Genomic DNA, 22,811 nt, shown 5'->3' on the forward strand with positions numbered 1-22,811 from the left:
GGCCAGCCGGCCGCCCCCGCGCTCGAGGAGATCGCGCCCACCGAGGGCCGGCTGGAGCGGCTGCGCGGCCGGCTGGCCCGGTCGCAGAACGCGCTGGGGCGCAGCGTGCTGGGCCTGATCGGCGGCGGCGACCTGGACGAGGACGCCTGGCAGGACGTCGAGGACACGCTGCTGATCGCCGACCTGGGCCCGGTGGTCGCCGAATCCGTCATCTCCCAGCTGCGCACCCGGCTGGCCAGCAGCGACGTGCGCACCGAGGCCGACGCCAAGGCCGTGCTGCGCGACGTGCTGATCACGGAGCTGCAGCCCGGCATGGACCGGTCGATCAGGGCGCTGCCGCACGCCGACCATCCCTCGGTGTTGCTGATCGTCGGCGTCAACGGCACCGGGAAAACCACCACCGTCGGCAAGTTGGCCCGGGTCCTGGTCGCCGACGGGCGACGGGTCGTGCTGGGCGCCGCCGACACCTTCCGCGCCGCGGCGGCCGATCAGCTGCAGACCTGGGCGTCGCGGGTCGGGGCGGAGGTGGTCCGCGGGGCCGAGGGCGCCGACCCGGCCTCGGTGGCCTTCGACGCCGTCGACAAGGGCATCGCCGCAGGCGCGGACGTGGTGCTCATCGACACGGCGGGACGGCTGCACACCAAGGTCGGACTGATGGACGAGCTCGACAAAGTTAAGCGGGTCGTAACACGGCGGGCCGCGGTCGACGAGGTGTTGCTGGTGCTCGACGCCACCATCGGGCAGAACGGACTGGCCCAGGCGCGGGTGTTCGCCGAGGTGGTCGAGATCACCGGCGCCGTGCTGACCAAGCTGGACGGAACGGCCAAGGGCGGCATCGTCTTTCGGGTTCAGCAGGAACTCGGCGTGCCGGTGAAACTGGTCGGGCTGGGGGAGGGTCCCGACGATCTGGCGCCGTTCGAACCGGCGGCTTTCGTCGACGCGCTGCTCGGCTGAAACCCCTTACACGGCGAGCGGGACGTTAATCCCACCGAAACACTGCCGCACCATCGCCGAAACAACGATTGCGCAATCTTCTGGTCAGGTCATCAGACGTGTGTCTGGCGGCCAATCGTGGGCCGACCGGAGGAGATTGCGAGTGACATACCCGATACTGGGCCAGCCCAATACCGGCGATACCGCCTGGATGTTGGCCAGTTCCGCGCTGGTGCTGTTGATGACGCCGGGTCTGGCGTTCTTCTACGGCGGTATGGTGCGCGCCCGAAGCGTGCTGAACATGCTCATGATGAGCATCAGCGCGATGGGCGTGGTCACCGTGCTGTGGGTGCTCTACGGCTATTCGATCGCGTTCGGCGATGACGCCGGCGGCGTCGTAGGCAAGCCGACCTCGTTCTGGGGCCTCAAGGGCCTCATCGGTGTCAACGCGGTGGCCGCCGATCCGAGCAAAGGTGTTGCGGCCACTGACATTCCGCTGGCGGGCACCCTACCCGCCACGGTGTTCGTGGCCTTCCAGCTGATGTTCGCGATCATCACCGTCGCCCTGATCTCCGGCGCTGTGTCCGACCGGCTGAAGTTCGGCGCCTGGCTGGTGTTCGCCGGTCTGTGGGCTACGTTCGTCTACTTCCCGGTCGCCCATTGGGTTTTCGCGTTCGACGGCTTCGCCTCCGAGAAGGGTGGCTGGATCGCCAACAAGCTGCACGCGATCGACTTCGCCGGCGGGACGGCGGTCCACATCAATTCCGGTGTGGCGGGCCTGATGCTGGCGATCGTGCTGGGCAAGCGCCGCGGTTGGCCCACCACGCTGTTCCGGCCGCACAACCTGCCGTTCGTGATGCTCGGCGCCGGGTTGCTGTGGTTCGGGTGGTACGGGTTCAACGCCGGATCGGCCACCACTTCCAACGGTGTCGCCGGGTCGACCTTCATGACGACGACGGTCGCGACGGCCACCGCGATGCTGGGCTGGATGCTCACCGAACGCATCCGCGACGGCAAGGCGACGACGCTGGGCGCGGCGTCGGGCATCGTCGCGGGCCTGGTCGCCATCACGCCGTCCTGCTCGTCGGTCAACGTGCTGGGCGCCCTGGTGGTCGGCCTGGTCGCCGGCGTGCTGTGCGCGCTGGCCGTCGGCCTGAAATTCAAGCTCGGCTTCGACGACTCGCTCGACGTGGTCGGGGTGCATCTGATCGGCGGTCTGGCCGGCACGCTGCTGGTGGGGCTGCTCGCCGCACCGGAGTCCCCGGCCATCAACGGCGTCACCGGCGTATCCAAGGGATTGTTCTACGGCGGCGGCTGGGCTCAGCTCGAGCGGCAAGCAGTCGGCGCGTTCAGTGTTCTCATCTACTCTGGGGTGGTTACGCTGATCCTGGCGTTGATCCTGAAGTACACCATCGGGCTTCGTCTCAACCCAGAGGCGGAAGCCACGGGCATCGACGAGGCCGAGCACGCCGAGAGTGGTTACGATTTCGCCGTGGCTACCGGTTCGGTTCTGCCGCCCCGGGTCGCTGTGGCGGATACCCGCAACGGCCTGGAGGAGGAGCGAGTGAGCGACAAAGTGGAGGCAGAGCAGTCATGAAGCTGATCACCGCGATCGTAAAGCCGTTCACGCTCGATGACGTGAAGACCAGCCTGGAGGACGCGGGTGTCCTGGGCATGACGGTCAGCGAAATCCAGGGCTACGGACGGCAGAAGGGTCACACCGAGGTCTACCGGGGCGCCGAATACTCGGTCGACTTCGTGCCCAAGGTGCGCATCGAGGTCGTTGTCGACGACTCCATCGTCGACAAGGTCGTGGACAGCATCGTCCGGGCCGCGCGCACCGGCAAGATCGGTGACGGCAAAGTGTGGGTGAGCCCCGTGGAAACCATTGTGCGGGTGCGTACCGGCGAGCGCGGAACCGATGCGCTATGACGTCCGCTGTCACTTGCTGATTCGACCCGGGCGGGCCGGGAGGGCATGACCCCGAACGACCCCGACTCGTCCGGGCACCCAGCCGGGACAGAAAGCGCCTGCGCGGCAGTCGATCTGGCTGCCGCGCGGCGCCAACTGTTGTCTGAGGGCAGCAAGCTGCACGCCGCTGAGCTGCGGCACGCCTGGCTGGATCTGCACGAATCGTGGTTGATGGCCAAGGCGGCCGAGATCGGGATCGGCGACGACAGCGGCTTCGCGATCGTCGGGATCGGCGGATTGGGCCGCCACGAGTTGTTGCCGTATTCCGATCTCGACCTGATGCTGTTGCACGACAACTTCTCCGACGACGTGCTGGGCAAGGTCGCCGACAAGTTGTGGTATCCGCTGTGGGACGCCAACGTTCGGCTCGACCACAGTGTGCGGACCGTCTCCGGTGCCCTCGGCGTCGCCAACGCCGACATGATCGCCGCGCTGGGCATGCTCGACGCCCGCCACATCGCCGGTGACGCGCGACTGTCCGACGAACTGATCGCCGGGGCACGACGGCAGTGGCGCAGCGCAATTCGCTCCCGGATGAACGAGCTCGTCGAAATGACGCAGGCCCGCTGGGAACGGTGTGGCCGCATCGCACAGCGGGCCGAGCCGGATCTGAAATCGGGCCGCGGCGGGCTTCGCGACGTGCAACTGCTCGACGCGCTGGGCGTGGCGCAACTGATCGACCGCCACGGCATGGCCCGTCCGGAGTCGCCCGGGGGCTCACTCGACGACGCCCACCTGACGCTGCTCGACGTGCGCACCGAGTTGCACCGGGTCTCGGGACGCGGACGCGATCAGCTGCAGGCTCAATACGCCGACGAGATCAGCGCCGCCCTGCACATCGGTGATCGATTCGACTTGGCGCGCAAGCTATCCGACGCCGGGCGCACCATCGCCTACCACGCTGAGACGGGCATCCGGACAGCGGAGAACGCGCTGCCGCGCCGCGGGGTGACGGCGCTGGTGCGGCGGCCCAAGCGCCGCCCGCTGGACGAGGGCGTCGTCGAATACGCCGGGGAGATCGTGCTGGCCCGCGACGCACGCCCGGATACCGACGTGGGTCTGGTGTTGCGGGTGGCGGCGGCCTCGGCCGACACCGGGCTGCCGATCGGCGCCGCCACGCTGAGCCGCCTGGCCGCCAGCGCGCCGGAGATGCCGGTGCCCTGGCCGCGAGAGGCATTGGACGACTTGCTGGTTGTGCTGTCCGCCGGGCCGACCACGGTGGCGACGATCGAGGCCCTGGACCGCACCGGGCTGTGGGGGCGGCTGCTGCCGGAATGGGACGCCATCCGCGACCTGCCGCCCCGCGACGTCGCGCACAAATGGACGGTGGACCGCCACGTCATCGAGACGGCCGTCAACGCCGCACCGCTGTCCACCCGGGTGGCGCGACCCGACCTGCTCGCGCTCGGCGCGCTGCTGCACGACATCGGCAAGGGCCGCGGCGTCGACCACAGCGTGCTCGGGGCGGGCCTGGCCCTCGAGATCGGACCGAGGCTGGGCATGGCACCGGTCGAGGTCGATCTGCTCGCCCAGCTGGTGCGCCACCACCTGCTGTTGCCGGTGGTGGCCACCCGCAGCGACCTCAACGACCCCAAAACCATTGAGCGCGTGGTGAAAGCGCTCAGCGGTGACGCGCTGTTGCTCGAGGTCCTACACGCGCTGACCGAGGCGGACTCGAAGGCCACCGGTCCGGGGGTGTGGAGCGACTGGAAGGCGTCGCTGATCGAGGACCTGGTGCGGCGCTGCCGGCTGGTGATGGCCGGCGAGCCGCTTCCGAAGGTCGAACCCGCTGCGCCGCAATACCTTTCGCTCGCCGCCGATCGCGGCGTCCACGTGGAGATCAAGCCCAGCGGCGGTGAACGCCTGGACGTGGTGATGGCCGCGTCGGATCAGCGGGGGCTGGTGTCGAAAGCCGCCGCCGTGCTGGCGCTGAACTCGCTGCGCATCCACTCGGCCTCGGCCAGCACCCACGAGGGCTTCGCCATCGTCGAATTCGTGGTGTCGCCGCTGTTCGGTTCGCCGCCGGAAGCGGGCCTGCTGCGCCAGCAGTTCAGCGGCGCGCTCGCGGGCGACGTCGACGTGCTGGGCAGTTTGGAAAAGCGTGACAGCGACGCCGTCAGCGCGGCGACCAGCCGGGCCGGCGAGGTCCAGGTCGGGGTGCCCGTCACGCGGTCGAGCGCCCCGCCGCGCATCCTGTGGATCGACTCGGGCTCACCCGATCAGCTGATCGTCGAAGTCCGCGCGATGGACCGCCTCGGGCTGCTCGCGCTGCTGACCCGCGCGCTGGAGCGGGCGGGCACCGACATCGTGTGGGCGAAGGTCAACACCTTCGGGTCGACGGCGGCCGACGTCTTCTGTGTGACGGTGTCGGAACAGGCGGCCGCGGCGGCCGGCGACGCCGAGCACGGCGCGCGCGACGCGGTCGAGCAGGGTCTGCTGGCAGTGTTGGGCGGCCCCGCCGTCGAGGTGCTCGAAGAGCCCGTCGGCGACTAGCCGGATGACGCCAATGAGGCCCGTCAATCGGCGATCGGCGACTCGGACGTGCGCGTGCACGCAAGCGCGGCGATCACCGAGTCGGTGGTGAGGCAGACGATACCCATGCCCGGCATCTCCCGGTCCGCGTCGGTGGTCCAGCCCGAGATCGCGTCGTACACCGCGACGGTACGAAGGTCTCGTTCGGTGGCGTCGACGAGTGTGGAGCGTGGGCAGTTCGGATAGTTGCAACCGGCGACGACCACCGTGGTCACGCCCCGTTCGCAGAGGTGCTCAAGCAGTCGGGTCCCGAAAAAGGCGCTCCAACGCGGCTTGTAAAGGATGTGCTCGTCGGGCCCGACCTGCTGCGTGGCCCCGGCAAGCAAGATGTCTGGATCCAATTTCCGGACGGGCCCGAGGCCGTCGGCGAGTTGCGAACCGGGCGAGCCCGCAACGGCCTTGTCTCGCAGGGTTCGTCGACACAGATCGGCGTTGCTGCCGTCCGGTAGGTACAAGCGCACGACGTGCACGATCGGGCGCCCGCTGTCGCGGAAGGCAGCGGTCAGCCGCCGCACCGCGGGTAGTACCTCGGCGGTGCCGGCGATGTCGGTGACCCAGTCGCGCTGTAGGTCGATGGTGAGCAGGGCGCTGCGGGAGAACTCCGGGCTGAGGTAATCGTCCACGCCCGAGAACACTAGGTAGACCGTCGTCGCGGGTCTTGTACGTCGTTGCGCGCGAACCTGCCCGGTGTGGCCGCGAAGGTATGGCGGAAATGGCGATGAAGATGCGCCTGGTCGTAAAAGCCGCTTTCCGCGGCGGCATAAGCCACGGCGTGCCCTGCGGTGAGTAACTGTTGGGCGCATCGCAGCCGCAGTTGCAGCAGGTACCGGTGCGGGGTCACGCCCGTTTCGCGGCGAAAGGCGCGCAGCAATTGGAACCGGGGCAGGCCCGCGACGGTGGCGAGCTCGTCGAGGGTGGGTGTGCGCTGCAGGTCAGCAGCCAAGTGGCGCAGCACTTTTCCGACAGCAAGCGGCGGTTGTCTGGGGATCGTGCACCGCGCGTAGCGGGTGAGGATCTCGGTGCACACTGCTTCGAATTCTTCTCGAGCCGCCAGTGTCTGCTGGTTCGGACGACGGTGCAGCCGGACCAATCGATCAGCCAGCCGTGGGTCGTGCGGTGTCGAAACCGGGAAGGTCGGACGGTGCCCGGCGAGTTCTTCCAGCAGCGCCGGAGGGAGGTAGAAGACCCGGTAATCCCAGCCGTCGGCGGCCGCGGGACGTCCGGCGTGGATGGTGTCGGCATCCAGCAGCAGCAGGCTTCCCGCCGGCGCGTGTTCGGTGCCGCCGCGGTAGCGGACGGCCTCCACCCCACGCTCGATCGCGGCGACAGCGTACTCGCTGTGCGAGTGGGGGACGAAGTGGTGCGTGCGAAAGGACGCCGTCACCAACCGCATGTCATCGGGGCCATAGCGGTGCTCGACGACGTCCTGCATAGCTCAGTGTTACCCGACCGCCGTGTCGACGGTTACGAGTGCTCGGCGTTGAGCCGGCGCACGGCGTCGATGCGCGCCCGCAGCTGTTCGCGGCTCGCCGCCGCGATCGGGGGACCCCCGCAGCGGCGCCGCAGTTCGTTGTGAATCCAGCCGTGCGGCTTGCCCGTCCGGTGGTGGGCGATCGAGACGAGGGTGTTGAGCTCGCGGCGCAGCTCCCGAAGCTGGCCGTGCACCGTGGCGGGGGCTTCGACGGCCGCCGGCGATCCGGCCTCCTTCTGCAGGCGGGCCCGCTTCTGCAGCTGTTCGTCCTGACGCTGGTGCAGCAGCGCCCGCATCTGCTCGGCGTCGAGCAGCCCGGGGATGCCGAGGTAGTCGGCCTCCTCGTCGCTGCCGGCCGGCGCGGCGGTGCCGAACGATGATCCGTCGAAGATCAGCTGATCGAGCTCCGCGTCGGCGCCCAGCGAGGTGAACCCCTTGTCCAGGTCGGTCTTCTCGTCCTGCGTCTTGGTGGCGGGGTCGCCGTCGAGCGGGTCGCCCTCGGACGGGCGGTGCGGCTCGCCGAGCACGTGATTGCGCTGGGCCTCCAGCTCGCTGGCCAGCTGCAGCAGGTTGGGCACCGACGGCACAAAGATGCTGGCGATTTCCCCCGGGCGGCGCGACCGGACGAACCGGCCGATGGCCTGGGCGAAGAACAGCGGCGTCGAGGCGCTGGTGGCGTAGATCCCGACCGACAGCCGCGGCACGTCGACGCCCTCGGAGACCATGCGCACCGCGACCAGCCAGCGGCTGGTGCTCGCGGCGAATTCGCTGATCCGCGCCGACGAGCCCGGGTCGTCGGAGAGCACCAGCGTCGGCGCCTCGCCGGTCAGCTTGGTCAGCAGGGCGGCGTAGGCGCGCGCGGCGGTCTGATCCGAGGCGATGATCATGCCGCCGGCGTCGGGCACGTGCGTGCGCAGCTGGCGCAACCGCAGATCCGCGGCGGTGATCACCGCGGGCATCCATTCGCCGGCGGGGTCCAGCGCCGTGCGCCAGGCGCGCGCGGTCTGCTCGGCGGATAGCGGCTCGCCCAGCCGGGCCGCGTGCTCCTCGCCGGCGCTGTCGCGCCACCGCGCCTCCCCGGAGTAGGCGAGGAACACCACCGGCCGGACCACGCCGTCGGCCAGGGCGTCGGTGTAGCCGTAGGTGTGATCGGCCTGCGACCGCCGTATCCCGTCGGGCCCGGCCTCGTAGGTGACGAACGGGATGGGGCTGTCGTCGCTACGAAACGGCGTCCCCGTCAGGGCGAGCCGGCGGGTGGCGTCGCCGAAGGCCTCGCGGATGGCGTCGCCCCACGTCTTGGCGTCGCCGCCGTGGTGGATCTCGTCGAAGATGACCAGGGTCCTGCGCTGCTCGGTGCGCACCCGGTGCAGCGTCGGGTGCGCGGCGACCTGGGCGTAGGTGACCATCACGCCGTGAAACTCCGGCGCGATCCGCGGGTTGCTGTTGGAGAACTTCGGATCCAGGGCGATGCCGTAGCGCTGCGCGGCCTGGGCCCACTGAATCTTCAGATGCTCGGTGGGCACCACCACGGTGACGTGCTCGACGGCGCGCTGGCCCAGCAGTTCGGCCGCCACCCGCAGGGCGAACGTCGTCTTGCCCGAGCCCGGGGTGGCCACCGCCAGGAAGTCGCGCGGCTGGGCGGCGAGGTACTTGACCAGCGCCCTGCGCTGCCAGCCACGCAGCACGCGGGTGCCGCTGCTGTCGCTGGGATCGTCGTCGGCCCGCGCCTGGATGCTGCTGAGCGGCACCGACACAGGCCCCCCGTTCGTTGCTCGTCGATGTGGCCAACTCGATTGAGTCGCGGCTGTGAAATCTAGCACGCCAACGCTTTTCGGCGCAGTAACGACTCGACTGGCTATCGTGTCCGGCTCAACGTTTCGCGGGTCTGCAGCCACTCGTGGATGCGTGCGGCAACGTCGGCCCAGCCCGGTTCGAGCATCATGTTGTGGCCCATGGAAAAGAATTCCGGCTCGGTCCCATAGGCGCGCGCAGTGTTGCGCACCTCGCGGACGCTGACGAAGCCGTCGTACTCGGCGCCCAGGACCAGAATCGGCGTTCTCACCCGCTTGGTTCTGACGCGGCGGACGATCGGGTCGGTCATGGCGGCGCGGACGCTCTCGGCGCCGGCGCGTTGCCGGCAGGCTTCGACGACGTCCTCGGGTGTGTCGGGACAGAACAGGTACTCGCGGGCCAGCGCCGGGGTGGCGAGGAATTTCAGCAGCGTGGGATCGCTCCACGATTCCATCGTCATTGACGGCCGGCGGCGCCACACCCGCAACGCCAGCGTCAGCACGCCCTGCGGCGGCACCGAACCCACCAGCACCGCGGCCGGGGCGTCTCGGTCTTCGAGGTAGCGCTGGACCACGAACCCGCCGAGCGAATGGCCGATCAGGATCGGCGCGCCGCCCAGGTCGTCGGCCACCGAACGGACGTCGTCGATGTAGTCGGCCATGGACACCTTCGGCAGCGGCTTGGGGCTGGGGCTGGCGCCGTGCCCACGCAGGCTCATGGCGACCGCGCGGTAGCCGGCGTCGGCGAAGTAGTCCAGGAAGTGTTCCCAGCACCAGGCGCCATGCCAGCCGCCGTGCACGAAGAGCAGCGGCACCGGATGCGCTTCGCTGCAGGACCCTTTGCCGATCACCTCGAGCACTCGACCATTCAAACCCGCTCGCCGTCCCCGCGAGACTGAAACCACGAACATCATTCCCGGCGTGTCGTGTGCACAGTTTCAGTGTCGCGGTCGGCGGGCGGCGACGAATCCGCCGCACCGGGCTCCACTAGGCTGGCGGGGTGTTTGAATCGCTGTCCGACCGATTGACCGGTGCCCTCGCGGGGCTGCGCGGCAAGGGTCGATTGACCGACGCCGATATCGAGGCGACCACCCGCGAGATTCGGCTGGCGCTGCTGGAAGCCGACGTGTCGCTGCCCGTGGTGCGCGCGTTCGTCACCCGGATCAAGGATCGCGCCAAGGGCGCGGAGGTCTCCGGTGCGCTCAACCCGGCGCAGCAGGTCGTCAAGATCGTCAACGAAGAACTCATCGGCATCCTGGGCGGCCAGACCCGGCAGCTGGCGTTCGCCAAGACGCCGCCGACCGTGGTGATGCTCGCCGGTCTGCAGGGTTCCGGTAAGACGTCGCTGGCCGGCAAGCTGGCCGCCTGGCTGCGCGGGCAGGGGCACACCCCGCTGCTGGTCGCGTGCGACCTGCAGCGCCCGGCCGCCGTCAACCAGCTGCAGGTCGTCGGTGAGCGGGCCGGGGTGCCGGTGTTCGCGCCGCATCCCGGCGAGTCGCCCGGATCCGGGCCCGGCGACCCGGTCGCGGTCGCGGCCGCGGGGCTCGCCGAGGCGCGGGCCAAGCACCACGACGTCGTCATCGTCGACACCGCCGGCCGGCTGGGTATCGACGACGAGCTGATGGCGCAGGCCGCGGCGATCCGCGACACCATCAATCCCGACGAAGTGCTGTTCGTCCTCGACGCGATGATCGGTCAGGACGCCGTCACCACCGCCGAGGCGTTCCGCGAGGGCGTCGGCTTCACCGGGGTGGTGCTGACCAAGCTCGACGGTGACGCCCGCGGTGGTGCCGCGCTCTCGGTGCGTGAGGTGACCGGCGTCCCAATCCTTTTCGCCTCCACCGGCGAGAAGCTGGAGGACTTCGACGTCTTCCACCCCGACCGGATGTCGAGCCGCATCCTGGGCATGGGCGACGTGCTGAGCCTGATCGAGCAGGCCGAGCAGGTCTTCGATGCCGAACAGGCCGAGGCCGCCGCCGTCAAGATCGGCAGCGGCGAGCTCACGCTCGAGGACTTCCTGGAACAGATGCTGGCCATCCGCAAGATGGGCCCGATCGGCAACCTGCTGGGCATGCTGCCCGGCGCCGGGCAGATGAAGGACGCGCTGGCCCAGGTCGACGACCGCCAGCTGGACCGCCTGCAGGCCATCATCCGCGGCATGACCCCGGCCGAGCGCGCCGATCCGAAGATCATCAACGCGTCGCGGCGGCTGCGCATCGCCAACGGGTCGGGCGTCACGGTGTCCGAGGTCAACCAGCTGGTGGATCGCTTCTTCGAGGCCCGCAAGATGATGTCGTCCATGCTCGGCGGCATGGGCATCCCCGGTATCGGCCGCAAGTCGGCGACGCGAAAGTCCAAGGGGGCCAAGGGCAAGGCGGGCAAGAAGGGCAAGAAGGGCGGACGCGGTCCGACGCCGCCGAAGGCGCGCAACCCGCTGATGCAGGGCATGCCGGCCGGATTCCCCGATCTGTCGCAGATGCCCGAGGGCCTCAACGAGCTGCCGCCCGGTCTGGCCGACTTCGATCTGTCCAAGCTGAAGTTCCCGGGCAAGTCGTGACGATCGCGAGCGCGGCCGCGCCGCGCGAAGCGGGTCGTCACGGTCGGAAGTAGCCGCCCGGTGCGCATGCACGTGCGGGGCGTGGGGCTGCCCGACGAGACCGCGATCGACCTGTGGATCGTCGACGGCCGCATCAGCGCCGAACCGGTCGCCGGCGCCGACACCGTCTTCGACGGCGGCTGGATCGTGCCCGGGCTGGTCGACGCCCACTGCCACGTCGGCCTCGGGGACCACGGCGAGATCCCGCTGGACGACGCGATCGCCCAGGCCGAGATCGAACGCGATGTCGGCGCGCTGCTGCTGCGGGACTGCGGTTCGCCCACCGACACCCGCAGCCTCGACGACCGCGACGATCTGCCCCGCATCATCCGCGCCGGGAAGCATCTGGCCAGGCCGAAGCGGTACGCGGCGGGCTTCTCGCGCGAGCTGGAAGACGAATGGCAACTGCCCGCGGCGGTCGCGCAGGAGGCCAAGCGCGGCGACGGGTGGATCAAGCTGGTCGGCGACTGGATCGACCGCAGCGTCGGCGACCTGGCCCCGCTGTGGTCCGACGACGTGCTCAAGGCCGCCATCGACACCGCGCACGCCCACGGCGCCCGCGTCACCGCGCACGTCTTCAGTGAGGACGCGCTGCCCGGTCTGATCAACGCCGGCATCGACTGCATCGAGCACGGCACCGGCCTGACCGACGAGACGATCGAGCTGATGGTCTCCCGCGGCACCGTGCTGGTCCCGACGCTGGTCAACATCGTGGAGAACTTCCCCGGGATCGCCGCGGCCGCCGCGAAGTATCCGGCGTATGCCGCGCACATGCGCGACCTGCACGCCCGCGGCCTGTCCCGGATCGCCGCGGCCCGCGAGGCGGGCGTGCCGATCTACGCCGGCAGCGACGCGGGCACCATGGTGGCGCCCGGGCGGATCGCCGACGAGGTCGAGGCGCTCAAGAGCATCGGGATGAGCCCGACCGAGGCGCTGGGCGCCGCGTGCTGGGACGCGCGTCGCTGGCTCGGCCGGCCCGGCCTCGACCACGGCGCCTCGGCCGACCTGCTGTGTTACGCGCAAGACCCGCGGTCGGGCCCCGCCGTGCTGAAGAGTCCCGATCTGATCATGTTGCGCGGCAAAGTCTTTCGCTCACCCGCCTAGCCGCGCGCCGCGCGGGCTTTCCCATGATGGCCGCGCACCCGGGCCGCCGCGCCGAGCGCACCGCGGTTGCGCCCGCGGCGCCGCCCGGTGGCGCACACTGAGCCCACAGCCGGGTCGATTCCTTCAGTTTCGCTGAGAAAAGATTGCGAGTGCTTGCTATCTATGTTAGCGTTCCGGCCATCGACGACCTGGAGGAACCATGGCCTACGACGTGATCATTCGCGACGGATTGTGGTTCGACGGCACCGGCAGCGCGCCGCTGACCCGCACGCTCGGCATCCGCGACGGCGTGGTGGCCACGGTCGGCACCGAGCCGCTGGATGAGACCGGCTGCCCCGAGGTGATCGACGCGGCCGGCAAATGGGTGGTGCCCGGCTTCCTCGACGTGCACACCCATTACGACGCCGAGGTGCTGCTGGATCCCGGGCTGCGCGAGTCGGTGCGCCACGGCGTCACCACCGTGCTGCTGGGCAACTGCTCGTTGTCGACGGTCTACGCCGATTCCCAGGACGCCGCCGACCTGTTCAGCAGGGTGGAGGCGGTGCCGCGCGAATACGTGTTCGGCGCACTGGATTCCCACCGCACCTGGTCGACGGCCGCGGAGTACATCAAGGCGATCGACGCCCTGCCACTGGGACCCAATATCGGTTCGCTGCTTGGACATTCGGACCTGCGGACCGCGGTGCTCGGGCTGGATCGGGCCACCGACGCCGCGGTGCGGCCCACCGAGGCCGAGCTGGAGAAGATGGCCGACCTGCTGGGCGAGGCGCTCGACGCCGGTGTGCTCGGCATGTCCGGGATGGATGCGGCCATCGACAAACTCGACGGTGAACGCTTCCGCTCGCGTGCCCTGCCGTCCACCTTCGCGACGTGGCGGGAGCGCCGCAGGCTGATCAAGGTGCTGCGCAAGCGCGGCCGAATCCTGCAGAGCGCCCCGAACGTGGCGAAGCCGTCAACCGGAATGCTCTTCTTTCTGGCCAGCAGCCGGATATTGAACTGGGGCAAGGGTGTTCGGATGAGCATGCTGGTGTCCGCCGACGCCAAGTCGATGCCGCTGTCGGTCTACGTCTTCGGCCCCGGGACTCGGCTGCTGAACAGGCTGCTGGGCGCCAGCGTGAAATTCCAGCACCTGCCGGTGCCGTTCGAGTTGTACTCCGACGGCATCGACCTGCCGGTCTTCGAGGAGTTCGGCGCCGGAACGGCCGCCCTGCACCTGCGGGACCAGTTGGAGCGCAACGAGTTACTGGCGGACAAGGAATACCGCCGCAAATTCCGCCGCGAGTTCGACCGCGTCAAGCTCGGACCGTCGCTGTGGCACCGCGACTTCCATGACGCCGTCATCGTCGAATGTCCGGATGAGTCGTTGATCGGCAGGAGCTTTGGCGAGATCGCCGACGAGCGTAAGCTGCACCCGCTCGACGCCTTTTTGGACGTGCTTGTCGAAAACGGAGAACGCAATGTCCGCTGGACCACCGTCGTGGCCAACCATCGGCCCAAGCTGCTGGACGCGCTGGCCACCGAAGGCAGTGTGCACATGGGCTTTTCGGACGCCGGGGCGCACCTGCGCAACATGGCCTTTTACAACTTCGGGCTGCGAATGCTCAAGCGCACCCGGGACGCCTACCGGGCCGGCGCGCCCTTCATGTCGATCGAGCACGCGGTGCACCGGCTCACCGGTGAACTGGGCGAGTGGTTCGGCATCGACGCCGGCACGCTGCGCCAGGGCGACCGCGCGGACTTCGTGGTGATCGACCCGGCCGGGCTCGACGAGTCCGTCGACGGCTACCACGAGGAGGCGGTGCCGTTCTACGGCGGCCTGCGGCGCATGGTCAACCGCAACGACGACGCCGTAATCGCCACCGGGGTGGGCGGCGTGGTGGTCTACGGCGGCAGCCACTCCAAGGGCGAATTCCGGGACGGCTACGGCAAATCGGTGCGGTCGGGCCGCTACCTGCGGGCGGGGGAGCGCGCGCGTCGGGAACGCGGCGCGCTGAGCGTCACCGCCTGACATGGCCAGGACCCAGCAGCAGCGCCGCGAGGAAACCGTCGGGCGGCTCATCGACGCGTGCATCGCCACCATCATCGAGGTCGGCTACGCGCGGGCATCCGCCGCGGTGATCACCAAGCGGGCCGGGGTGTCGGTGGGCGCGCTGTTCCGGCACTTCGACACCATGGGCGATTTCATGGCCGCGACCGCGTCCGAGGTGTTGCGCCGCCAGCTGGAGTCGTTCACCAAGGGGGTCGCCGAGATACCCGCCGACCGGCCGGCGCTGGAGGCGGCGCTGGGGATCTTGCGCGACATCACCAGCGGCCCGGCCAACGCCGTCATCTACGAGCTGCTGGTGGCCGCCCGCACCGACGAAAAGCTCAGGGAGACTTTGCAACACGAGCTGGGGCAGTACGCCGCGAAGATCCACGACGCCGCACGCGCGCTGCCTGGCGCCGACCGCTTTCCCGAGGACACCTTCCCGGTGTTCGTGGCGTTGATGACCAACGTGTTCGACGGGGCCGCGGTGGTGGAAGGCGTTCTGCCGCAACCAGAAATCGCGGCACAGCGCATTCCCGTCCTGATGGCGCTGCTCACCGCGGCGCTACCCGACGCCGCTCCTGAGTGAGTTACAGCGAACCGATGCTGGACTGCGGGCTTTGCGCGAATCCCCAGTCGAACAACGTCGCCGCCTGATCCCAGTACGTCGGTCCGCCCTCTTTGATCAGCCCGTACATCATCGCGATCACCAGCCGGCGGCCCCCGCGGGCGGCGGCCCCGACGAAGGTCTTGCGGGCGGCGTTGGTGAACCCGGTCTTGCCGCCGATCGCGCCGGGGTAGCGCTGCAGCAACTCGTCCTGGTTGGTGATCGGGTGATCGCCGTTATCGCCGGGGAACATCGCCGACGGCTCGGCGGTGATCTGCGCGAACACCGGGTTGGCCATCGCGGCGCGGAAGATGACCGCCAGGTCGTGCGCAGTCGACGCGCCCGAACCCCCCGGCCCGTCCAGCCCGGACGGTGTCGCCGCGTGCGTGTTGGTGGCGCCCAGCGAGGCCGCCTTGGCGTTCATCTTGGCGACCGTGGCGTCCGGGCCGCCCAGCATGTGCGCCAGCGTGTTGGCGGCGTCGTTACCCGAGACCAGCAACAGGCCGTCGAGGAGTTGGCGCGCGGTGTAGGTGCGGCCCGGTTTGATGCCGACGCAGTTGCACTCCACCTGGGTGTCGGCGGCGTCGGCGACGACGGTCGAGTCTAGGCTCACCGAGTCCAGGACCACCTGGGCCAACAGCGTCTTGATGGTGCTCGCCGGCGGGTGGGCCACGTTCTGGTCGCGCCCGGCCAACACCTGCCCGCTGTCCAGGTCGGCCACGATCCAGGTCTGCGCCGGACCGTCGGGAATGGGCATCGAGCCGACCGGCTGCATGCTGTCCGCCCACGCGGTGGACATGGCGACGGTGGCGGTGCAGGTACCGACTGCGACGACGGTAGCGGCCACCCTGAGCCCCAGGGCCGTGAGCTTGCGCATGGCCGCAAAGTCTAACTTCCGCCCCTGCCCGGGGCGGATCTTCAGTACTGTCCGATGCATGTTGAGCCTGGAAGAGATCTCGGATCGGCTCGAGATCCAGCAGCTGCTGGTGGATTACTCCACCGCCATCGACAACCGGCGATTCGACGATCTGGACAACGTGTTCACGCCCGATGCCTACATCGACTACACGGCTCTCGGCGGCATCGAGGGTCGGTACCCGGAGGTGAAGAAGTGGCTGGCCGAGGTGCTGCCCAACTTCCCGGTGTATGCCCACATGCTCGGCAACTTCTCGGTCCGGATCGAGGGGAACACGGCCTCGTCGCGGGTGATCTGCTTCAACCCCATGGTGCTTGGTGGCACCAAGGACGGCGAAGAGGAAAGAGCGCTGTTCTGCGGGCTCTGGTACGACGACGAGTTCGTGCGCACGCCCGACGGCTGGCGCATGACCCGGCGGGCGGAGACGAAGGTCTTCCAGAAGGTGATGTGAGTCGGCAACATGAGCCCCGCTTGTCACCGCGTGCGCGATTTCTGATCACCGCCCCTGGTCTGGCACAATGGGCGGCTGTCCGCCGAGCGATCACCGTTTCTTTTCGGGGCCCGGCCGGTCACTACACGCGAGGCAAAACCGGATCCGGGCATCGGGCCCCGATCGCCGAATTGCAGCGTGACACACACAGGAGAATCGCTTAACCATGGCTGTGAAGATCAAGCTCACCCGGCTTGGCAAGATCCGCAATCCCCAGTACCGCATCGCCGTCGCCGACGCCCGCACCCGGCGCGACGGCCGCTCCATCGAGGTCATCGGCCGCTACCACCCCAAGGAAGACCCGAGCCTCATCGAGATCAACTCCGAGCGCGCCCAGTACTGGCTGTCCGTGGGCGCCCAGCCCACCGAGCCCGTGCTCAAGCTGCTGAAGATCACCGGCGACTGGCAGAAGTTCAAGGGCCTGCCCGGCGCCGAGGGCCGCCTGAAGGTCGCCCCGGCCAAGCCCAGCAAGCTCGAACTGTTCAACGCCGCCCTGGCCGAGGCCGATGGCGGCCCGACCACCGAGGCCGCGAAGCCGAAGAAGAAGGCCCCCGCCAAGAAGGCGGCGAAGGGCACAGAGGAGTCTGCCGACGCCGCCGAGCCGCAGGCCGCGGCCGAGGCCCCGGCGGAGACCGCCGCGCGGGCCGAGGCGCCCGCCGAGGGCGGCGAGCAGGCCGAGTCGACCACCGAAAGCTGATCGGGGCGATGAGTACGGTTGTCGTTGACGCTGTTGAGCACCTGGTTCGCGGGATTGTCGACAACCCCGACGACGTCCGGGTGGACATGGTGACCAGCCGCCGGGGACGGACGGTCGAGGTGCACGTCCATCCCGACGATCTGGGCAAGGTGATCGGTCGCGGGGGTCGCACCGCGACCGCATTGCGCACGCTCGTCGCCGGGATCGGCGGTCGCGGCATCCGCGTCGACGTGGTGGACACCGACCAGTAGCGGGGCGCGGCTCATGGAACTCCCTTGGAGTTGACCGTCGGGCGCGTGGTGAAAGCCCACGGCATCAGCGGCGAGCTGGTGGTGGAAATCCGCACCGACGATCCCGCCGCCCGGTTCTCGCCGGGTAACACGTTGCGCGCCAAGCCCTCTCGCGGGGGGACGGAGCGCAGCTGTGTCATCGAGAGTGCGCGCGAGCACGGCGGGCGGCTGCTGGTGCGGCTGGCCGGGGTCACCGACCGCGACGCCGCCGACGCGCTGCGCGGCACCCTGTTCGTGGTCGACTCCGAGGACCTGCCCGACATCGACGAGGCGGACACCTACTACGACCATCAGCTCGAAGGCCTGCGCGTGCATACCACCGCCGGCGAGCAGGTGGGCGTCGTCGCCGAGGTGTTGCACACCGCGGCCGGTGAACTGCTCGCAGTGCGGCGCGAGTCCGGCGACCAGGAGCGGGAAGTGTTGGTGCCGTTCGTGTCCGCGATCGTCACCGCGGTGTCCCTCGACGACGGCACCGTCGAGATCGATCCGCCCGAAGGCCTGCTGGACCTGTAGGCCCTCGATATGAGAATCGACGTCGTCACGATCTTTCCGGCCTACCTGGATCCGCTGCGGCAATCGTTGCCGGGCAAGGCGATCCGGTCCGGCCTGGTCGATCTGCGGGTTCATGACCTGCGGCGCTGGACGTATGACGTGCACCGCTCGGTCGACGACGCGCCCTACGGCGGCGGCCCGGGCATGGTGATGAAGGCGCCGGTGTGGGGCGAGGCGCTCGACGAAATCGCCTCGGAGGAAACACTTTTGGTTGTTCCCACCCCGGCCGGCCGCCTGTTTACGCAGGCGACGGCCGCGCGCTTCAGCGCCGAGACCCACCTGGTGTTCGCCTGCGGACGCTACGAGGGCATCGACCAGCGGGTCATCGACGACGCCGCGCGGCGCATGCGGGTCGAAGAGGTCTCGATCGGCGACTACGTGCTGCCCGGCGGCGAGTCGGCGGCCGTGGTGATGATCGAGGCCGTGCTGCGCCTGCTCGACGGGGTCCTTGGCAATCCCGCGTCGCACCGCGAGGATTCGCACTCGCCGGCACTGGACCGGCGTCTGGAGGGACCCAGCTACACGCGGCCACCGAGCTGGCGCGGGCTGGACGTCCCCGAGGTGCTGCTGTCGGGTGACCACGCGCGGGTCGCCGCCTGGCGCCGCGAGATCTCGCTGCAACGCACCCGCGAACGCCGGCCGGAACTGCTAGAGCCCGAATTGTCAGCGCCCGAATTGTCAGTGCCCGACGACGACTCGGCTCGTTAAAGCCCGTGCCGGGGCGCCTCGATGCGACCCTCGGGAAATATCGTCTTGACCGCCCGGGTGATGGTGTCGCGGGCGGTGGCGTCGTCGGCGGGCTGCAGGGACTGGACCACCATGATGTAGCGGCGGTCGGCCCCGATCACGCCGGTCGACAAATGCATCCAGTCGCTGCCGATGCAGCACATCCAGCCCTGCTTGACCGCGACCGGCTCGGCGTACAGGCCGTCCGGGATCCCGAATCGCTGCGGGTAGCCGTCCAGCCCGGTGGGGGTGGACTGGGCCAGGTCGTTGACGATGATTTTGGCGTCGTCGGCCGGCAGCCCGCCCGAGCCGTCCAGCAGCATCTCGTAGTAGCGGATCAGATCCGTCACCGAGCTCATGGTGTTCCACCAGCGCCCGTCGCTGGGCGGGGTGGTGGAGGCCAGGCCGTAGCGGGCGGCCACCTCGGTGATGATGGCGGCCCCGCCGCCCTGACCCCAGAACCTCTCGGCCGCGCCGTCGTCGGAGGACTGCAGCATGATGTCGAGCGCCTGGCGGTCGTCGGCGCTCAGCGGCGTCTTGCCCTCGGATTCGTGCAGCAGCAGATCGTCGGCGATGAACAGCTTCGCCACCGACGCGGTGCCGATGATCTGGCTGTTGCCGTTGGCGATCAGCTGGTGGGTGGTGCGGTCGAGGATGGCCACCGACAGGGCGGCGCCGCTGCCGGCGGCCTCGTCGGCGGCCTGCTGGATGCGGGCCTGCAGCTGGGAGAATCCGGGGTTCGCCAGCGCCTGCGGCGGCTGGGACGGGGCGGCCGCCTCCAGCCGCACGGTGGCGGACTGCGGGGGACCCGATGGGGGAGCTGAGGTGGGGGGCGCGGAGATGACCCGAACGGGCGCGGTGACCGGCAGGGTGTACACCTTCGCCTGGACGAGCGCCTCGGAGCCGGCGGCAACCACCAACGTCACCGCCGCGGTGGCGGTGACCAGCGTCAGCGGACGTACCCGCATTCGTCTCCTCCGGCGTGACTGCGACACAGTGCAAGGGCGGGACCCGTCGCGCCACCTGCACCGGCCATCACGCTTGCGTGCGGGTAGCGCGTTCTGACCCCAGTCATATGTACCATTTACCAGCGCGTTTGGCGCGTCACGAACCGCCGACTTGCTGTGATTTTCGCGGCACGCGCCCCGTCTGGCACAATTGACCAGTTGTCTCCAGCGGTTGCAGGCCGGTTGAGCCGTTTCCCGCCTGCTGCGAGATACGCCAGAAAGCCCGAAACCATCGGCTTGGCGACCGCCCCACACCTGCGTGTGGGTAGCTGCCGCCGGCCGCGACCGCAAGGAAGTGTCTCGCATGAACCGGCTGGACTTCGTCGATCAGGCGTCGCTGCGCGACGATATCCCGGTTTTCGGCCCGGGCGACACCATCAACGTGCACGTGAAGGTCATCGAGGGCGCCAAGGAGCGCATCCAGGTGTTCAAGGGCGTGGTGATCCGCCGCCAGGGCGGTGGCATCCGTGAGACCTTCACCGTCCGCAAGGAGAGCTATGGCGTCGGCGTCGAGCGCACCTTCCCGGTGCACTCGCCCAACATCGACCACATCCAGGTGGTGACCCGCGGTGACGTCCGCCGCGCGAAGCTGTACTACCTGCGTGAACTGCGCGGCAAGAAGGCCAAGATCAAGGAGAAGCGCTGAGCCGGGACGCCTTGGCGGCGCTGATGATTCGTCCTTCGGCCCTCCGGTGCGGATCGCTTGCCGGTTTACCGGGCCACAACGTGGGCTGGCTACGCTGATCTCGTGACCGATACCGCGGATTCATCGAAGCCCGAGCCCCACGCCGGCGAGTCAGATCCGAAGGTCTCCACCCGCAACCTTCAGATGCGGCCGGACGACGCCGCGACGACCGCCGAGTCGATCCCCGAACCGGCGCCGGTGACGGAAACACCCGAGGCGGCCGATCCGGCGGACCCCAAGCGTTCGACGTTGCGCGAATTCGCGATCCTGGCGGTGATCGCCGTGGTCCTCTACTACGTCATGTTGACCTTCGTGGCGCGGCCCTACCTGATCCCGTCGGAATCCATGGAGCCCACGCTGCACGGGTGCACGGGCTGCGTCGGCGACCGGATCATGGTCGACAAGGTCAGCTACCGCTTCAGCGCGCCGCGCCCCGGCGACGTCATCGTCTTCAAGGGCCCGCCGCCGTGGAACCTCGGCTACAAGTCGATCCGTTCCAACAACACCGTGCTGCGCTGGGTGCAGAACGCCCTGTCCTTCGTCGGTTTCGTGCCGCCGGACGAAAACGACCTGGTCAAGCGCGTCATCGCGGTCGGCGGGCAGACGGTGCAATGCCGGGCCGACACCGGGCTGACGGTCGACGGCAAGCCGCTCAAGGAGCCGTACCTGGACCGCAACACCATGGCGGCCGACCCGTCGGTCTACCCGTGCCTGGGCAGCGAGTTCGGGCCGGTCGCCGTCCCGGCGGGACGGCTGTGGGTGATGGGCGACAACCGGACGCACTCGGCGGACTCGCGCGCCCACTGCACCAGCGTGCCGGCCGAAGCCCTCAAGGGGGTGTTGTGCACCGGCGACCCCACCTCGGGAACCGTGCCGGTGTCCAACGTGATCGGGAAAGCCAGGTTCATCGTGTGGCCGCCGTCCCGGTGGGGTGGCGTGGGATCGGTGAACCCGCAGCAGAGTAAGTAACCATGGCCACGACGTGGCCGCCGCGGACGGTGATCCGTAAGTCGTCGGGGTTACGCACCCTGGAATCGGCGCTGTACCGCAGCGGGTTGGGCCCGGTGGCCGGCGTCGACGAGGTCGGTCGCGGCGCCTGCGCCGGACCGCTGGTGGTGGCGGCCTGCGTGCTCGGGCCGGGGCGAATGGAAAGCCTTGCCGCCCTTGATGATTCGAAGAAGCTCACCGAGGCCGCCCGGGAAAAGCTGTTCCCGTTGATTCGCCGCTATGCGCTGGCCTACCACGTGGTGTTCATCCCGCCCGCGGAGGTGGACCGGCGCGGCGTGCACGTCGCCAACATCGAGGGGATGCGCCGTGCCGTCGCCGGGCTGTCCGTGCGGCCCGGCTACGTGCTGAGCGACGGCTTCCGGGTGCCCGGCCTGGCCGTGCCGTCGCTGCCGGTCATCGGCGGCGACGCCGTCGCGGCGTGTATCGCGGCGGCCAGCGTGCTGGCGAAGGTCAGCCGGGACCGGTTGATGGTGGCCATGGAGGCCGACCATCCCGGTTATGGCTTCGCCCTGCACAAGGGCTACAGCACGCCGGCGCACAGCACGGCGCTCGCGCGGCTGGGCCCGTGCCCCGAGCATCGTTATTCGTTCATCAACGTGCGGCGCGTGGCCAACGGCGCGGGCGGCCGGGTGGTGGCCGAGTGCAAACCGGACCCACCGCTGCAGCGCGACGAATCTCGGTGAGGAAAGATGGGAAATAGGATTCCCACCCCGGCGATCGGCGGCTAGCGCCGGGAGGTCCGGGAAACTGTCTTCGGAGAAGGACGTCTGAGCAGATGAGTGCAGAAGATCTCGAAAAGTATGAGACCGAGATGGAGCTCTCGCTGTACCGCGAATACAAGGACATCGTCGGCCAGTTCAGCTACGTCGTGGAGACCGAACGGCGCTTCTACCTGGCCAACAGCGTGGAGATGACGCCGCGCAACGCCGACGGCGAGGTCTACTTCGAGCTGCGCCTGTCCGACGCCTGGGTGTGGGACATGTACCGGCCGGCGCGGTTCGTCAAGCAGGTTCGGGTGGTCACCTTCAAAGACGTCAACATCGAAGAGGTCGAAAAACCCGAGTTGCGGCTGCCCGAATAGCCGCCGTCAGATATTGGTCGGAAGCTCGCCGGGCGTGGGCAGCTGGCCCCGCTGGTCGATGACCTCCCGCGCGACGTCGGCCAGCTTGATGTTGAGCGCCTGGGAGTGGCGCCGCAGCAGATCGAACGCCGCGTCCTCGTCCATGTCGTGCAGCATCATCAACATGCCGACGGCCTTGCCGATCTCGCGGTTGCTGAGCAGCCCGCGGCGCAGGCTGGCGGAGTCCTCGCCCTTGGCGACCGCGTTGATGGCGACACTGGCGAACGCGGCCAGCACCGCGGCCCGCCCGGCGGACTCGGAGTCGAACATGTTCGGGGTGTCGCTGAACC

Annotated in this window: 23 protein-coding genes and 1 pseudogene; 17 read left to right on the forward strand and 7 right to left on the reverse strand. The window is 69.2% G+C overall.

Features of this window, described 5'->3' with window-relative positions:
* The 4 genes from ftsY to A9W96_RS01605 form a co-directional block, all read left to right on the forward strand.
* A partial coding sequence (ftsY, locus tag A9W96_RS01590) for a signal recognition particle-docking protein FtsY (protein WP_067137585.1) occupies positions 1 to 954 on the forward strand: 954 nt, incomplete at its 5' end.
* Positions 955 to 1,144: 190 nt separating this feature from the next.
* Positions 1,145 to 2,530: an ammonium transporter gene (locus A9W96_RS01595; RefSeq protein WP_066870360.1), complete on the forward strand. Its 1,386-nt coding sequence runs from the start codon at positions 1,145 to 1,147 to the stop codon at positions 2,528 to 2,530.
* Entirely contained in the window at positions 2,527 to 2,865 is a 339-nt protein-coding gene (gene glnB, locus A9W96_RS01600) for a nitrogen regulatory protein P-II (protein ID WP_003878721.1), read from the forward strand. Before A9W96_RS01595 ends, glnB begins: the two co-directional genes overlap by 4 nt.
* A gap of 45 nt (positions 2,866 to 2,910) precedes the next feature.
* Positions 2,911 to 5,397 (forward strand): [protein-PII] uridylyltransferase, encoded by a 2,487-nt coding sequence (locus A9W96_RS01605; protein WP_067137588.1) that lies wholly within the window; start codon positions 2,911 to 2,913, stop codon positions 5,395 to 5,397.
* 23 nt (positions 5,398 to 5,420) lie between these two features.
* Here A9W96_RS01605 and A9W96_RS01610 read toward each other — a convergent pair whose 3' ends face one another.
* The 4 genes from A9W96_RS01610 to A9W96_RS01625 form a co-directional block, all read right to left on the reverse strand.
* Entirely contained in the window at positions 5,421 to 6,059 is a 639-nt protein-coding gene (locus tag A9W96_RS01610) for a cysteine hydrolase family protein (RefSeq protein WP_067019644.1), read from the reverse strand.
* 11 nt (positions 6,060 to 6,070) lie between these two features.
* Positions 6,071 to 6,868 carry an AraC family transcriptional regulator gene (locus A9W96_RS01615; RefSeq protein ID WP_067137590.1) on the reverse strand — a complete coding sequence of 266 codons (798 nt, stop codon included), beginning with the start codon at positions 6,866 to 6,868 and terminating at the stop codon, positions 6,071 to 6,073.
* A gap of 32 nt (positions 6,869 to 6,900) precedes the next feature.
* Entirely contained in the window at positions 6,901 to 8,661 is a 1,761-nt protein-coding gene (locus A9W96_RS01620; RefSeq protein WP_067137592.1) for a DEAD/DEAH box helicase, read from the reverse strand.
* A 101-nt stretch (positions 8,662 to 8,762) separates the two neighbouring features.
* A complete protein-coding gene (locus A9W96_RS01625; RefSeq protein ID WP_067019634.1) occupies positions 8,763 to 9,557 on the reverse strand; it encodes an alpha/beta hydrolase in 795 nt (264 codons plus the stop codon).
* 140 nt (positions 9,558 to 9,697) lie between these two features.
* Between A9W96_RS01625 and ffh the strand changes: the two genes are divergently transcribed.
* From ffh to A9W96_RS01645, 4 genes are all read left to right on the forward strand, one after another.
* On the forward strand, positions 9,698 to 11,254 hold the full coding sequence (gene ffh / locus A9W96_RS01630; protein WP_067137595.1) for a signal recognition particle protein: 1,557 nt from the start codon (positions 9,698 to 9,700) through the stop codon (positions 11,252 to 11,254).
* A 66-nt stretch (positions 11,255 to 11,320) separates the two neighbouring features.
* Entirely contained in the window at positions 11,321 to 12,397 is a 1,077-nt protein-coding gene (locus A9W96_RS01635) for an amidohydrolase family protein (protein WP_156748931.1), read from the forward strand.
* Between the two features lie 199 nt (positions 12,398 to 12,596).
* Positions 12,597 to 14,405, forward strand: a complete 1,809-nt coding sequence (locus A9W96_RS01640; RefSeq protein ID WP_067137600.1) for an amidohydrolase family protein — start codon at positions 12,597 to 12,599, stop codon at positions 14,403 to 14,405.
* 1 nt (position 14,406) lies between these two features.
* Complete coding sequence (locus tag A9W96_RS01645; RefSeq protein WP_067137602.1) at positions 14,407 to 15,012, forward strand: TetR/AcrR family transcriptional regulator; 606 nt, start codon at positions 14,407 to 14,409, stop codon at positions 15,010 to 15,012.
* Between the two features lies 1 nt (position 15,013).
* Here A9W96_RS01645 and A9W96_RS01650 read toward each other — a convergent pair whose 3' ends face one another.
* The gene (locus tag A9W96_RS01650; protein WP_067137604.1) at positions 15,014 to 15,907 is read right to left on the reverse strand and encodes a D-alanyl-D-alanine carboxypeptidase family protein; all 894 of its coding nucleotides are present in this window, start codon (positions 15,905 to 15,907) and stop codon (positions 15,014 to 15,016) included.
* A 58-nt stretch (positions 15,908 to 15,965) separates the two neighbouring features.
* On the opposite strand from A9W96_RS01650, the gene A9W96_RS01655 reads away from it, so the two are divergent.
* The 5 genes from A9W96_RS01655 to trmD all read left to right on the forward strand — a co-directional run bounded on the left by A9W96_RS01655 (position 15,966) and on the right by trmD (position 18,683).
* A complete protein-coding gene (locus tag A9W96_RS01655; protein WP_066870163.1) occupies positions 15,966 to 16,397 on the forward strand; it encodes a nuclear transport factor 2 family protein in 432 nt (143 codons plus the stop codon).
* A 205-nt stretch (positions 16,398 to 16,602) separates the two neighbouring features.
* The gene (rpsP, locus tag A9W96_RS01660; RefSeq protein WP_067137606.1) at positions 16,603 to 17,133 is read left to right on the forward strand and encodes a 30S ribosomal protein S16; all 531 of its coding nucleotides are present in this window, start codon (positions 16,603 to 16,605) and stop codon (positions 17,131 to 17,133) included.
* 8 nt (positions 17,134 to 17,141) lie between these two features.
* A complete protein-coding gene (locus A9W96_RS01665) occupies positions 17,142 to 17,384 on the forward strand; it encodes an RNA-binding protein (protein WP_003878715.1) in 243 nt (80 codons plus the stop codon).
* A gap of 24 nt (positions 17,385 to 17,408) precedes the next feature.
* On the forward strand, positions 17,409 to 17,936 hold the full coding sequence (gene rimM, locus A9W96_RS01670) for a ribosome maturation factor RimM (protein WP_066870169.1): 528 nt from the start codon (positions 17,409 to 17,411) through the stop codon (positions 17,934 to 17,936).
* Between the two features lie 9 nt (positions 17,937 to 17,945).
* Complete coding sequence (gene trmD / locus A9W96_RS01675; protein WP_067137608.1) at positions 17,946 to 18,683, forward strand: tRNA (guanosine(37)-N1)-methyltransferase TrmD; 738 nt, start codon at positions 17,946 to 17,948, stop codon at positions 18,681 to 18,683.
* Here trmD and A9W96_RS01680 read toward each other — a convergent pair.
* Entirely contained in the window at positions 18,680 to 19,669 is a 990-nt protein-coding gene (locus A9W96_RS01680) for a hypothetical protein (protein ID WP_066870176.1), read from the reverse strand. The genes trmD and A9W96_RS01680 overlap by 4 nt on opposite strands.
* Positions 19,670 to 20,012: 343 nt before the next feature.
* On the opposite strand from A9W96_RS01680, the gene rplS reads away from it, so the two are divergent.
* From rplS to A9W96_RS01700, 4 genes and pseudogenes are all read left to right on the forward strand, one after another.
* On the forward strand, positions 20,013 to 20,354 hold the full coding sequence (gene rplS / locus A9W96_RS01685) for a 50S ribosomal protein L19 (RefSeq protein WP_064877853.1): 342 nt from the start codon (positions 20,013 to 20,015) through the stop codon (positions 20,352 to 20,354).
* 102 nt (positions 20,355 to 20,456) lie between these two features.
* Complete coding sequence (gene lepB, locus A9W96_RS01690) at positions 20,457 to 21,362, forward strand: signal peptidase I (protein WP_066870178.1); 906 nt, start codon at positions 20,457 to 20,459, stop codon at positions 21,360 to 21,362.
* A gap of 2 nt (positions 21,363 to 21,364) precedes the next feature.
* Positions 21,365 to 22,172, forward strand: a pseudogene (locus A9W96_RS01695) (ribonuclease HII).
* Between the two features lie 4 nt (positions 22,173 to 22,176).
* Positions 22,177 to 22,482, forward strand: a complete 306-nt coding sequence (locus A9W96_RS01700; protein WP_003875077.1) for a DUF2469 domain-containing protein — start codon at positions 22,177 to 22,179, stop codon at positions 22,480 to 22,482.
* 6 nt (positions 22,483 to 22,488) lie between these two features.
* Here the strand turns inward: A9W96_RS01700 and A9W96_RS01705 are convergent.
* Positions 22,489 to 22,811 (reverse strand): ANTAR domain-containing protein (locus A9W96_RS01705; protein ID WP_156765080.1); only part of this gene is annotated, 323 nt, incomplete at its 5' end.

Origin of the sequence: Mycobacterium sp. 1245852.3, assembly GCF_001669335.1 — a bacterium.
Lineage (GTDB): Bacteria > Actinomycetota > Actinomycetes > Mycobacteriales > Mycobacteriaceae > Mycobacterium > Mycobacterium europaeum_A.